We start from the raw sequence: 12,127 nt of genomic DNA, 5'->3' as shown, positions 1-12,127 counted from the left end.
GAAATGCACAAATGTATCGTTTGCCTACTTTCTGTTGAATATACTTGATGATATGGCAAACGCCAAGCTGGCTTATACTGGGCGGCATTGGCCAACCGCTGCACAGGATTTTTGACACCCTTCAAGGAGCACCACATGACCATCGCCACCCCGCAAGGCCTGGAAATCTCGGCCGAGATCAAGCCCGGTTTCGAACAAATCCTCACGCCCGAGGCGCTCGAACTGGTCGCGATGTTGACGCGAAAATTCGAGCCGCGCCGCCAGGAGCTGCTTGCCGCCCGCGTCGAGCGCGCGAAACGCCTGGACGCCGGCGAGCGCCCGGATTTCCTGCCCGAGACCGCCCACATCCGCAACGGCGACTGGAAAATCGCGCCGATCCCGCAAGCGCTGGAGTGCCGCCGCGTTGAAATTACCGGCCCGGTCGAGCGCAAGATGGTCATCAACGCCCTGAACTCGGGCGCCGACAGCTACATGACCGACTTCGAGGATTCGAACACGCCGAACTGGGACAACCAGATTACCGGCCAGATCAACATGCGCGACGCCGTGCGCCGCACGATCTCGCTCGAGCAGAACGGCAAGACCTACAAGCTGAACGACAAGGTCGCGACCCTGGTCGTGCGTCCGCGCGGCTGGCACCTCGACGAAAAGCACGTGCTGGTCGACGGCAAGCGCATCTCGGGCGGCATCTTCGATTTCGCCCTGTTCATGTTCCATAACGCGAAAGAGCAGCTGGCGCGCGGCGCCGGCCCGTACTTCTACCTGCCGAAGATGGAATCGCACCTCGAGGCGCGCCTGTGGAACGACATCTTCATCGCGACGCAAGAGGCGCTGGGCCTGCCGCGTGGCACGATCAAGGCGACCGTGCTGATCGAGACCATCGTCGCTGCCTTCGAGATGGACGAGATCCTGTACGAACTGCGCGAGCACAGCGCCGGCCTGAACGCGGGCCGCTGGGATTACATCTTCTCGTGCATCAAGAAATTTAAGAATGACAAGGACTTCTGCCTGGCCGACCGCCCGAAGGTGACGATGACCGCGCCCTTCATGCGCGCCTATGCCTTGCTGTTGCTGAAGACCTGCCACAAGCGCGGCGCGCCGGCGATCGGCGGCATGGCAGCGCTCATCCCGATCAAGAACGATCCGGAAAAGAACGAGATCGCCATGGGCGGCGTGCGTACCGACAAGGCGCGCGATGCGACCGACGGCTACGACGGCGGCTGGGTCGCCCACCCGGGCCTGGTCGAGCTGGCGATGACGGAATTCAAGAAGGTGCTCGGCGACAAGCCGAACCAGATCGAGAAGCAGCGTCCGGACGTCGAAGTCACTGCCGCGCAACTGCTCGACTTCAAGCCGGAAGCGCCGATCACGGAAGCGGGCCTGCGCTACAACATCAACGTCGGTATCCACTACCTGGGCGCCTGGCTGGCGGGCAATGGCTGCGTGCCGATTCATAACCTGATGGAAGATGCCGCCACCGCCGAGATCAGCCGCTCGCAGGTGTGGCAGTGGATCCGTTCGCCGAAGGGCGTGCTGGACGACGGCCGCAAGGTGACCGCCGAGATGGTGCGCGCGATGATTCCGGAAGAACTGGCGAACGCCAAGGCAGCAGCGCCGAACGGGGACAACCCGAGCTATGCGCGCGCCGCGGAGATCTTCGAGCAAATGTCGACCTCGGAACAGTTCGCGGAATTCCTGACGCTGCCGCTGTACGAAGAAATCTGAGTCAGGCCGGTATGGGAAAAGGCGCCGTCATCGCGACGGCGCCTTTTTTTGCGGGCGTCGTTCGCCTGTGGCATGCATGAGGTGCCCGCATCGGGGGAAGGGTGCGCACCTTCGAAATGTAACTAACCAACACAGGAAAGGCAGCAAAATGCAGCGCCCGGCCACGCACGCGTCCACGCCAGGCTGGCAGGGCCGAAGGGGAGAGGGAGCTGCACGAGGCCGGCAGTGCCGGTTCAGAACACGTTTTTCCATTCACGCAGGGCGGCAAATGCCTGCACCGGCGCGGCCCCACGTTCCAGCTTGCCCGCCGCCAGCAGGGACTCGGCAATGGCCGGCTCGCGGTAACGGATGAACGGATTCGTGCTGCGCTCCAGGCTTATGCTCGAGGGCACCGTCGGCAGCCCGGCCGCGCGCTTGGCGCTCTCGTCGCGGATGCGCAGGACCAGTGCTTTGTTGTCCGGCTCGACGGCCAGCGCGAAGCGCAGGTTCGACAGCGTGTATTCGTGCGCGCAATAGACTTCGGTATCCTCGGGCAGGCTGGCGAGCTTGTCGAGCGACGCGGCCATCTGGGCCGGCGTCCCTTCGAACAGGCGGCCGCAGCCGCCGGCGAACAGGGTGTCGCCGCAGAACAGCCAATGCAGGCCCGGCGTGGTACGCACATAGGCGATATGGCCGAGCGTGTGGCCCGGCACCTCGAGCACGGCCAGCTCCAGTCCCAGGCCCGGTACCGTGATGCGGTCGCCTTCGCCCAGCGGCTCGGTCACCGCATCGATGCCGTCGTTGCGCGGGCCGAATACCGGCACATCGAAACGGTCGAGCAGGGCGGGCACGCCACCAATGTGGTCAGCATGGTGATGGGTGAGTAGAATGGCGGTAAGGGTCAGGCCGTGCGCGGCGAGCGCCGCCAGGATGGGCGCCGCATCGCCGGGATCGACGACGGCGGCGTTCGACCCGTCGTGGATCAGCCAAAGATAATTATCCTTGAACGCTGGTATGGTCAGGACACTCAAATCATTACGCGCGGCGTGATCGCCGTTGGAATCTGGTCTGGTTTGCATGAGAGGGTGGCATGGATAGCGCTGCGTCAGAAAAATCCATTATAGCGCTCGACGAGTGGCTGCTTTCCCCGGCAGGCGCCTATGTGCGCGCCTTCGAGCAGGCTTGCCTCGACGAGCTGACGGCCGATATCTTCGGCTATAACGCGGTCCAGATCGGCGTCCCGCAGATCGACGCCCTGGCCGCGAACCGTATGCCGAACAAGTGGCAGGCGGCAACGCGCACCTCGACCTTCGACGAACTCGAGTTCGCCGCCAGCGGCAAGCAGATCGCCGTGGCCCTCGATTTCGCCGAGCTGCCCTTCGCTTCGCAAAGCCTGGACCTGGTCGTGCTGCCGCACGTGCTCGAGTTCGCGGCCGAGCCGCACCAGGTGCTGCGCGAGGTCGAGCGCGTGCTGATCCCCGAAGGGCAGGTGATCATCTGCGGCTTCAATCCGGCCAGCCTGTGGGGCGTGCGCCAGGGGCTGGGCAAGGTCACGCGCAGCGGCTACCTGCCGGCGGCAGGCGAATTCATCTCTATGCCCCGCATGAAAGACTGGTTAAAATTGTTGAATCTTGGCGTCACGCGCAGCCATTTCGGCTGTTACGCGCCACCGTTTCGCACGGCCCAGTGGATCAACCGCTTCGCGGTGATGGAAGGGGCAGGGCAGAAGTGGTGGCCCTACCTTGGCGCCGTCTACATCGTGCACGCGATCAAGCGCGTGAAAGGCATGCACCTGATCGGGCCGGCGTGGAACAAGAAGTCGAGCCGGGCGCCGCAGGCTGTCCCGGCAACCAACAGAGAATAAAGAATCAAGGAAAGACCGCCTGGCATGACGACGAAAGTGGAAATTTTTACCGATGGCGCCTGCAAGGGCAATCCGGGCGCCGGCGGCTGGGGCGCGCTGCTGGTGGCCGACGGGCACGAGAAGGAAATCTTTGGCGGCGAGCTGAACACGACCAACAACCGCATGGAGTTGAAGGCCGTGATCGAGGCCCTGGGCGTCCTGAACCGGCCCTGCGACGTGGTGCTGCACACCGACAGCCAGTACGTGCAGAAGGGCATTTCGGAATGGATCCACGGCTGGAAGGCACGCGGCTGGAAGACCGCGGCCAAGGAGCCCGTCAAGAACGACGATTTGTGGAAGGCGCTCGACCTGGCCCAGCAGCAGCACACGGTCGAATGGCGCTGGGTACGCGGCCACAACGGCCATCCCGGCAACGAGCGCGCCGACGTGCTGGCGAACCGGGGTGTGACCACCGTACGACGCTGATCCAGGGGCGCATGCGCTATACTCTCGTCTTGCCTTTACTCAAGATTAGCCAGCCATGCGCCAGATTGTCCTCGATACCGAAACCACCGGCCTGAATCCACGCACGGGCGACCGCGTCATCGAAATCGGCTGCGTCGAGCTGGTCAATCGCACGCTCACCGGTAACAATTTTCACGAGTACATCAACCCCGAGCGCGAGTCCGACGAGGCTGCGCTCGCGGTGCACGGCCTGACCACCGAGTTCCTCAGCGACAAGCCGAAATTCCACGAGATCGCCGAGAAGCTTCGCGCCTACATCTCCGGCGCCGAAGTCATCATCCATAACGCGCCGTTCGACCTGGGTTTTCTCAACGCCGAATTCCAGCGGCTCGGCCTGCCGAGTTTTACGTCGCATTGCAGCGGCGTGATCGACACACTGGTCAACGCCAAGGAAATGCATCCGGGCAAACGCAACTCGCTGGACGCCCTCTGCGACCGCTACGGCGTCTCGAACGCCCACCGCAAGCTGCACGGCGCATTGCTCGACTCGGAGCTGCTGGCCGATGTGTATCTCGCCATGACGCGCGGCCAGAACTCGCTGTCGATGGACCACGAGGCGGAATCCACCAGCGACGGCATCGAGCTCGACGCCGTGCCGCTGGGCGAGATCATCGTCGTCGCGGCCAGTGCGGACGAACTGGCATTCCACGACGAAGTGCTTGCCGGCCTCGACAAAGGCGTCAAAGGCGAATGCGTGTGGAGAAATTATTCGCCAAAAGTTTGACGGTAGAGAAAGTTTTTGGCATAATACGCCTCGTTGTCAGGGAGGTTAGCTCAGGGGTAGAGCACTGCATTCACACTGCAGGGGTCGCAAGTTCGAAACTTGCACTTCCCACCAGAATTCTTAGCAAAGTCAAGGGCCTGTAACGTTGCGTTACAGGCCCTTTTTCTTTGTACGGGAAAAGTACGGGAAACATCCCGGTACGTCGCTGGACAATATGGGACTTGCTCAGCATGAGAGCCTTTCGATGGCGACTCGCGAAGAAGCCCCCGTCAACATGCCGCGTGGCGACAAATGGCTGATACCTGAGATACGGTCAGCTACTAGTCTCCTTTGCGGCTGGCCTCCACGGTCGGACATTCACGGCCACCTCTACCGATGAGCAAATCTAACCGGGCGAAAACCAGGCTGTTAGATGCTGTTCCTGCCTGGGCTGTACAGGTACTCTTGGACCAGTCAACCTTATTGGAGCAGCGATGCAAATCCCAACTCTTCCAGGTAGCGGCCGGATCATCCGGATCCGCGAAGTCATGTCGATGACTGGGCTATCGCGGTCAAGTATCTACTCAGCCATCAAGCAGGGCACGTTCCCTGCGCAGCTCAAACCATCAGCTCGCATTGGGCTGGCTGGAGAGCGAGGGGATCCAATAGAGGGAAACACGTCCTCGTGGCCCACAGGCAGGGTGACGATAGCACCTTCGTGGGCCAGACAGCGGAATGAGAGGCAAGACCCAAGCCGAGTTGGGTCAAATTTGCGTGGACATCAATATCGCGGAGATCAGAGTTTGCAACGCGATCGTCAACGCCAAGGGAAGGAAAGGGCAGGACCTTTACCGAGAGGTCGAAATGTCCAAGCAAGAAGCTAACGATCGGATGTTTGCCTGTTTCGAAACGGCAAAAAGATTAACTGACAACGGCGCGCACCCTGCACCTTAATCGTCATTTGTCCATGCCCGGCTCCGGCCGGGTAGAAAGGATTGATCATGAAAGATCCACGTCTCATCGTGGGACTCACCAGGCAAGGTGATGAGCCCTCGTTGCTAATCAGTCGTAATGACAACGATTTGCTCAACAACATCAATTTGGAGCTGAAGTATCTCAATAGCTTGGGGGCGCTGGGTGCTCAGGCGATGGTTGGCGAATACACGCTTCTGCTGCTTCACGCTGCGCATCCTCAAGATTTCGTCCCGTACCCGGCTCTGGTGCCGCAAGACATGCAGATGCACAGGCCAATCGATCTCGTGAACTACCTGATCGAACAAACCAAGCTCCGTAAAACCCGGCAGCTGATTCCCGCGATTGAAATCGCGCTGGCGGTTTATCAGGAAGAGTTGAAGAGCACTTCGATTCCGCAACAGTGGCTAATGTTCAAGGAAGTCTTCGAACGCTTATACCCCGACTGAGCCATCCCGGGCTCACGGCAAGAGAAACGACCAGGCCTGATCATGTCGACGACAAGATAAGGCCTCGATCTTTGACCTTCCTTGCTGCATCGAACCGGATTTCCCCGCCTCAAGGCGAGGTGCGATTCCCCAAAAGCATGCCACAGTGACGCTCGCTGACTGGGGCTTCATCACGCCGGCCTTTTCCGAGACCTCGCGTCCTCTTGAGCTTCACGTAGTCGATCATGGACTGGCGCCGATGTCCGTGTGGAGAATCCTGGCCAGCGTCTCCGCATGCGCGCCCGCGGCAGGCAGGCGCTCTCTTGCCCAGTCGAGCCGATCGCTCTCGGAAAGCTCCCCAGTCCGGCAAGAACCGCCCGGGCCGAAGACCCCGTCTTCTCCACTGGTGCTGTATTGATCAGCAGCTGCAGGGACGCCGCTGAATGGTATCCGGAGCCTGCGTACAGCAGCCGCTCGGCCGCCGCAGGCTCCACCTTCCAGAGACGGTCTGCTGCGAACACGCCCAGCGATTCCGTAGCCGTTCCTGCAAAAGTTCATGCCAGGCAATGCAGCGCGCTGTATTCGGTGGCGCTTCCAGTTCACGATCGCGCCTTTTGCCTCCTCACCCTGCGTCAGGCGTCCATTCGCCAGCGCCGGCCCTATTTTTCACACAGCCGAACTTCGTTTCATATTGCGAAAAATTGGACGACTGTTCGCCGTTCGTATGATCCCATTCTTCAAAACCACCTTCCACATTGCAAAAAGAGTCATACAAGCGATTGAAAACAAAGGAATAAAAGATTCTGGTAAGTCTTATATAAGACAGAAGATATCCGAGCGTATTCATTTATGATGAACCCATCCCGGCGCAGTTCGCGAGCACAGCTCAGCGGCGGACGCCACAGGTTTCGATTCATCTTTCATGGAGTGTCATCATGTCCCAGTACCAGAACGATATCCAGGCCATCACCAGTCTCAAGCAGCAGCAGGGCGAGGGCTGGAACGCCATCAATCCCGAGTCGGCGGCCCGCATGCGCGCGCAGAACCGGTTCCAGACCGGCCTCGATATTGCCCGCTACACGGCGGGCATCATGCGGCGCGACATGGCGGCCTACGATGCCGATCCGTCCCAATACACCCAGTCGCTGGGATGCTGGCACGGCTTCATCGGCCAGCAGAAGATGATCTCCATTAAAAAGCACTTCAACAACACCGACCGCCGCTATCTGTACCTGTCGGGCTGGATGATTGCGGCATTGCGTTCCGAGTTCGGCCCGCTGCCGGACCAGTCGATGCACGAGAAGACCGCGGTCGCCGCGCTGATCCGCGAGCTCTACACCTTCCTGCGCCAGGCCGACGCGCGCGAACTCGGCGGCCTGTTCCGCCAGCTCGATGCCGCCGAAGGACCGGCGCGCGCTGCCATCCAGGACAAGATCGACAATTTCGTCACTCACGTGGTGCCGATCATCGCCGACATCGACGCCGGCTTCGGCAATGCCGAGGCGACCTACCTGATGGCCAAGCAGATGATCGAAGCGGGTGCCTGCTGCATCCAGATCGAGAACCAGGTGTCGGACGAGAAGCAGTGCGGCCACCAGGACGGCAAGGTCACCGTGCCGCATGAAGACTTCCTCGCCAAGATCCGTGCCGTGCGCTACGCCTTCCTGGAACTGGGCGTCGACGACGGCCTGATCGTGGCGCGTACCGATTCGCTGGGCGCCGGTCTCACCAAGCAGATCGCCTACACCCGCGAGCCGGGCGACCTGGGCGACCAGTACAACAGCTTCCTCGATGCCGAAGAGGTCTCGCTCGATGCCCTGGGCAACGGCGACGTGATCATCAAGCGCGACGGCAAGCTGCTGCGTCCCAAGCGCCTGCCGAGCAACCTGTTCCAGTTCCGCGAAGGCACCGGGGAGGCGCGTTGCGTCCTCGACTGCATCACCTCGTTGCAGAACGGCGCCGACCTGTTGTGGATCGAGACCGAGAAGCCGCACATCGCCCAGATCGGCGGCATGGTCAAGGAAATCCGCAAGGTCATCCCGAACGCGAAGCTGGTCTACAACAACAGCCCGTCCTTCAACTGGACGCTGAACTTCCGCCAGCAGGTCTTCGACAGCATGAAGGCCGAGGGCGCGGACGTCTCGAAATACGAGCGCTCGCAGCTGATGAGCGCCGAGTACGACGAGTCGGAACTGGCGCGCGAGGCCGACGAGCGTATCCGCACGTTCCAGGCGGACGCCGCACGCGAAGCGGGCATCTTCCACCACCTGATCACGCTGCCGACCTATCACACCGCCGCGCTGTCGACCGATAACCTGGCCAAGGAATACTTTGGCGAGCAGGGCATGCTGGGCTATGTGGCCGGCGTGCAGCGCAAGGAAATCCGCCAGGGTATCGCCTGCGTCAAGCACCAGAACATGTCGGGCTCCGACCTGGGCGACGACCACAAGGAATACTTCAGCGGCGAGGCAGCGCTGAAGGCGTCCGGCAAACACAACACGATGAACCAGTTCTGACGCATAGCACTGCACAGGCCCGCCACGGCGGGCTTTTTTTTCGTGATCCATTTGTGCGCCATACCGAGGAAACCACATGAGCAACATGAACGACGAAAGCCGCGACGCCCTGGCGCTCGCGAACGCCAGCCCGCGCCCTGTCGGGCGGGTCGGCATCATTGGCGCCAACGCGATGGGCGCCGGTATCGCCATCAACCTGCTGGAGGCCGGCATCCCGGTCACGCTCTTCGAAACCGGGCGCGAAACGCTCGACCAGGGGATGGCGCAGGTCCGGTCGGCCGGCCGGCGCATGGCCCTGCTGGCGGGGACGGTCAACTTTCATCACCTGAAAGACTGCGACCTGATCATCGAAGCCGTGCGCACCGACATGGCCGGCAAGGAGAAGCTGTTCCGCAGACTGGACCAGGTGGCAAAGCCCGGCGCGATACTGATAGCGCTTGCGAGCCAGCGCGGCGTGGACCAGGTTGCCGGCTGCACGCGGCGCAGCGGCGAGGTGCTCGGCTTGCATCGCGCCGGTCCTGGCGACGCAGGCGGAACCTGGGAAGTCGTTTGCGGCAAACGGACCTCGGCGCAGGCCCTGGCCACCGCGATCGCCTTCGCTCCCATGTTCCGCGCGGTGGCGCCGGTGGCCGATGGCGAGGCCTGGCGCGTCGATCTGATACTGGAATAGCCGGCCTGTGCGCCAGCCGCCCAGGGCAGGGCGGCTCAACCTGCTTTAACGCTGCGGAGGCTGGCGCCGGGTGCCGATCGGCCCGATCTGCTTCTCGATCAGTTCCAGCATGGCCTGGGCCGCAATCGACAGCGCCTGGTCCTTGCGCTTGACGACCAGGATGGGACGCGTCTGTTCGTGTGCGTCCAGGGGGATCGCGGCCAGGTCCAGCTGGCGGAACTGGAACAGGGTCAGCTCGGGTACGATGCTCACGCCCAGGCCTTGCTCCACCAGGCCGGCCACCGTCGCCAGGTGTTCCACTTCGAAGCCCGAATGCACGGTCTCGATGGCGCGCAGCAGGATGTCGACATGTTGGCGCACGCTCGAAGATTTGGCGAGATGAATGAGTTCCTGTCCGGCCAGGTCGGCCGCCTTCAGGCGGCGCCTGCGGGCCAGCGGGTGGTCGCGCCGGCACACCAGGTAGAAGGGATCGCTGCCCAGCACCCGCGATTCGAACTCGTTGAAATTCGCGCCCGGTGCCGTCAGCACGAGATCGGCCTTGTGCTGGCGCAGCAGCGCCAGGCATTGATCGGACAAGGCATCGTGCAGGGTCACGGCCACGCCCGGATACAGGTGCCGATACTGCGCGATCACGGCGGGCAGGGCGCGCGCCGCCAGCGAAGGCAGTGCCGCGATCGACACCCGTCCGCGCCGCCGGGCGACGTAATCGGCCATGTCGTCGAAGGCCGCTTCGAATTCGGCGATCAGCGAGCGTGCCACCTCGGAAAACAGTTCGCCTTCCGGCGTCAGCGTGACATTGCGCGTGTCGCGCTCGAACAGCCGCGTGCCCGCCGCTTCCTCGAGCTTGCGGATCATCGCGCTAAAGGCCGGCTGCGAGGTATGGCAGCGTTCGGCCGCACGCGTGAAATGCCGGGTCTCCTCGAGCGCGACGAAGGCATACAGCAGCCTGGTCGAGATATTGGTCGTCATCCTGCCTGCCTGTGATTCATCTGAAAACCGGATTAATCCATCTGAAATGACCATTGTACTTAATTAGTCGGGCGCGCCACACTGTGAAGCAGGGAAGTGCATTGCCAGGGAGCGTCCATGAAACGAATCAGAATCGGCGCCGGTGCCGGCTACTCCGGCGACCGTCTCGAGCCGGCCGTGGAGCTGGTCGAAAAAGGCGATCTCGACTACCTCATTTTCGAGTGCCTCGCCGAACGCACGATCGCGCTAGCCCAGCGGGCGCACATGCAGGATCCGGCGGGGGGCTACGATCCGCTGCTCGCGGAGCGCATGCGGGCAGTGCTTGCCCAGTGCAGTGAACAGGGCATCCGGATCGTGACCAACATGGGCGCCGCCAATCCGCTGGCCGCGGCCGCCATGGTGCGCGAGATCGCCCGGTCGTTGGGCCTGGAAGGCCTGAAGGTCGCGGCGGTCATCGGCGACGACGTGCTCGATACGCTGCGCGCCGGGCAGTTCATGGACGACACCGGCCAGCCGGTCAACCGCCTCGGCGAACGCCTGCTGTCCGCGAACGCCTATCTCGGCGCGCAGCCGCTGGTCGAGGCGCTGGCCGCCGGCGCCGACGTCGTGATCACCGGCCGCGCCGCCGATCCGGCGCTGGTGCTGGCCCCGCTGATCCATGAATTCGGCTGGGCCATGGACGACTGGCAGCGGCTGGGGCAGGGCACGCTGGTGGGACACCTGCTGGAATGCGCCGGGCAGATCACCGGCGGCTATTTCGCCGATCCCGGGTACAAGGACGTGGCCGGCCTCGCGCGGCTGGGCTTTCCCATCGGCGAAGTGGCCGAGGACGGCAGCGTCGTCATCACCAAGGTCGAAGGCAGCGGCGGGCAGGTGACGGCGGCCACCTGCAAGGAACAGCTGCTCTACGAGATCCACGATCCGCGCGCCTACCTGACACCGGACGTGGTCGCCGATTTCTCCGGGGTGCGGATCACGGAAATCGGCCCCGACCGGGTGCTGGTCGAAGGCGCCACCGGCCATCCGCGTCCGGACACGCTGAAGGTCTCGATCGGCTACATCGACAGCTATATCGGCGAGGGCCAGATGTCATACGCCGGTCCGGGGGCGCTGAACCGGGCGCGCCTGGCGCTGTCCATCGTCGAGGAGCGCCTGAAGATCACCGGCGTGCAGACCAGCGAGATCCGCTACGACATCCTGGGCGTGAACGCCATGCACCGCGACCGGCTGGCCGCGCCGCATCCGGAACCGTACGAGGTGCGCATCCGCGTGGCCGGACGCACCGACAGCCTGCGTGAAGCGGCGCGCATCGCCAACGAAGTGGAAAGCCTGTACACCTGCGGCCCGGCGGGCGGCGGCGGCGCCTTCAAGTCGGCGCGCGATATCGTCGCGGTATTATCGACCCTGCTGCCGCGCGACGCCGTGCAGGCATCCGTCCACTTCGGGGAGAACCAGCATGCTGTTACGTGAGATCGCGCATGCGCGCGCCGGCGACAAGGGCAATATCTCGAATATTTCCGTGATCGCTTACGACCCGCAGGACTATCCGCGGCTGGAAAACTACCTCACCGCCGAGCGCGTGAAAGCGCATTTCGCCGATATCGCCGCGGGGGAGGTGCAGCGTTTCGCGCTGCCGGCGCTTGGCGCCCTGAACTTCGTCCTGCACGATGCCCTGAGCGGCGGCGTCACCCGTTCGCTCGCCCTGGACGCCCATGGTAAAACCCTGAGTTCGGCGATCCTCAGCCTCGACATTCCCGACCAGGACAGTCCGACGGTCCTTGCACCCACCGCTTAACA

12 protein-coding genes, 1 tRNA gene and 1 pseudogene are annotated in these 12,127 nt (G+C 62.9%); 12 read left to right on the top strand and 2 right to left on the bottom strand.

The window, feature by feature from the left end; genetic code table 11:
* Positions 1-135 precede the first annotated feature (135 nt).
* The gene (aceB, locus tag LPB04_RS18950; protein ID WP_193686039.1) at positions 136-1,725 is read left to right on the top strand and encodes a malate synthase A; all 1,590 of its coding nucleotides are present in this window, start codon (positions 136-138) and stop codon (positions 1,723-1,725) included.
* A 233-nt stretch (positions 1,726-1,958) separates the two neighbouring features.
* Here the strand turns inward: aceB and gloB are convergent, their stop codons facing one another.
* Positions 1,959-2,783 (bottom strand): hydroxyacylglutathione hydrolase, encoded by an 825-nt coding sequence (gloB, locus tag LPB04_RS18945; RefSeq protein WP_193686038.1) that lies wholly within the window; start codon positions 2,781-2,783, stop codon positions 1,959-1,961.
* 11 nt (positions 2,784-2,794) lie between these two features.
* Here gloB and LPB04_RS18940 point away from each other — a divergent pair, with 11 nt between their 5' ends.
* The 9 genes and pseudogenes from LPB04_RS18940 (at position 2,795) to LPB04_RS18905 (ending at position 9,361) form a co-directional block, all read left to right on the top strand.
* Positions 2,795-3,568: a class I SAM-dependent methyltransferase gene (locus tag LPB04_RS18940; protein WP_193686037.1), complete on the top strand. Its 774-nt coding sequence runs from the start codon at positions 2,795-2,797 to the stop codon at positions 3,566-3,568.
* Between the two features lie 24 nt (positions 3,569-3,592).
* Positions 3,593-4,033: a ribonuclease HI gene (rnhA, locus tag LPB04_RS18935; RefSeq protein WP_193686036.1), complete on the top strand. Its 441-nt coding sequence runs from the start codon at positions 3,593-3,595 to the stop codon at positions 4,031-4,033.
* 55 nt (positions 4,034-4,088) lie between these two features.
* Positions 4,089-4,796 (top strand): DNA polymerase III subunit epsilon, encoded by a 708-nt coding sequence (dnaQ, locus tag LPB04_RS18930; protein WP_193686035.1) that lies wholly within the window; start codon positions 4,089-4,091, stop codon positions 4,794-4,796.
* 39 nt (positions 4,797-4,835) lie between these two features.
* Positions 4,836-4,910, top strand: a tRNA-Val gene (locus tag LPB04_RS18925).
* Between the two features lie 359 nt (positions 4,911-5,269).
* Positions 5,270-5,392: pseudogene (locus tag LPB04_RS24310) on the top strand (AlpA family phage regulatory protein); the annotation flags it as partial.
* Positions 5,393-5,510: 118 nt separating this feature from the next.
* Positions 5,511-5,729: a hypothetical protein gene (locus tag LPB04_RS24125; RefSeq protein ID WP_227496783.1), complete on the top strand. Its 219-nt coding sequence runs from the start codon at positions 5,511-5,513 to the stop codon at positions 5,727-5,729.
* A 47-nt stretch (positions 5,730-5,776) separates the two neighbouring features.
* Complete coding sequence (locus LPB04_RS18915) at positions 5,777-6,196, top strand: hypothetical protein (protein WP_193686033.1); 420 nt, start codon at positions 5,777-5,779, stop codon at positions 6,194-6,196.
* Positions 6,197-7,110: 914 nt separating this feature from the next.
* Complete coding sequence (locus LPB04_RS18910) at positions 7,111-8,691, top strand: isocitrate lyase (protein WP_193686032.1); 1,581 nt, start codon at positions 7,111-7,113, stop codon at positions 8,689-8,691.
* A gap of 76 nt (positions 8,692-8,767) precedes the next feature.
* Complete coding sequence (locus LPB04_RS18905) at positions 8,768-9,361, top strand: 3-hydroxyacyl-CoA dehydrogenase NAD-binding domain-containing protein (RefSeq protein WP_193686031.1); 594 nt, start codon at positions 8,768-8,770, stop codon at positions 9,359-9,361.
* A gap of 45 nt (positions 9,362-9,406) precedes the next feature.
* Here the strand turns inward: LPB04_RS18905 and LPB04_RS18900 are convergent, their stop codons facing one another.
* On the bottom strand, positions 9,407-10,330 hold the full coding sequence (locus LPB04_RS18900; protein WP_193686030.1) for a LysR family transcriptional regulator: 924 nt from the start codon (positions 10,328-10,330) through the stop codon (positions 9,407-9,409).
* 117 nt (positions 10,331-10,447) lie between these two features.
* Here LPB04_RS18900 and LPB04_RS18895 point away from each other — a divergent pair, with 117 nt between their 5' ends.
* Both LPB04_RS18895 and LPB04_RS18890 read left to right on the top strand, forming a co-directional pair.
* On the top strand, positions 10,448-11,800 hold the full coding sequence (locus tag LPB04_RS18895) for an acyclic terpene utilization AtuA family protein (protein ID WP_193686029.1): 1,353 nt from the start codon (positions 10,448-10,450) through the stop codon (positions 11,798-11,800).
* Positions 11,787-12,125: an AtuA-related protein gene (locus LPB04_RS18890; RefSeq protein WP_193686028.1), complete on the top strand. Its 339-nt coding sequence runs from the start codon at positions 11,787-11,789 to the stop codon at positions 12,123-12,125. Before LPB04_RS18895 ends, LPB04_RS18890 begins: the two co-directional genes overlap by 14 nt.
* Positions 12,126-12,127 lie beyond the last annotated feature (2 nt).

The organism is Massilia litorea (assembly GCF_015101885.1).
GTDB classification, from domain to species: Bacteria; Pseudomonadota; Gammaproteobacteria; order Burkholderiales; family Burkholderiaceae_D; genus Telluria; species Telluria litorea.
Note: the sequence above shows the minus strand (reverse complement) of the source record. Positions and strands in the feature narration are given on the sequence as shown.

Coding starts and splice junctions, on each gene's coding strand:
- aceB (WP_193686039.1), top strand. CDS start 136: ATGACCATCGCCACCCCGCAAGGCCTGGAAATCTCGGCCGAGATCAAG.
- LPB04_RS18895 (WP_193686029.1), top strand. CDS start 10,448: ATGAAACGAATCAGAATCGGCGCCGGTGCCGGCTACTCCGGCGACCGT.
- LPB04_RS18940 (WP_193686037.1), top strand. CDS start 2,795: ATGGATAGCGCTGCGTCAGAAAAATCCATTATAGCGCTCGACGAGTGG.
- gloB (WP_193686038.1), bottom strand. CDS start 2,783: ATGCAAACCAGACCAGATTCCAACGGCGATCACGCCGCGCGTAATGAT.
- LPB04_RS18900 (WP_193686030.1), bottom strand. CDS start 10,330: ATGACGACCAATATCTCGACCAGGCTGCTGTATGCCTTCGTCGCGCTC.
- LPB04_RS24125 (WP_227496783.1), top strand. CDS start 5,511: ATGAGAGGCAAGACCCAAGCCGAGTTGGGTCAAATTTGCGTGGACATC.
- LPB04_RS18915 (WP_193686033.1), top strand. CDS start 5,777: ATGAAAGATCCACGTCTCATCGTGGGACTCACCAGGCAAGGTGATGAG.
- dnaQ (WP_193686035.1), top strand. CDS start 4,089: ATGCGCCAGATTGTCCTCGATACCGAAACCACCGGCCTGAATCCACGC.
- LPB04_RS18890 (WP_193686028.1), top strand. CDS start 11,787: ATGCTGTTACGTGAGATCGCGCATGCGCGCGCCGGCGACAAGGGCAAT.
- LPB04_RS18910 (WP_193686032.1), top strand. CDS start 7,111: ATGTCCCAGTACCAGAACGATATCCAGGCCATCACCAGTCTCAAGCAG.
- rnhA (WP_193686036.1), top strand. CDS start 3,593: ATGACGACGAAAGTGGAAATTTTTACCGATGGCGCCTGCAAGGGCAAT.
- LPB04_RS18905 (WP_193686031.1), top strand. CDS start 8,768: ATGAGCAACATGAACGACGAAAGCCGCGACGCCCTGGCGCTCGCGAAC.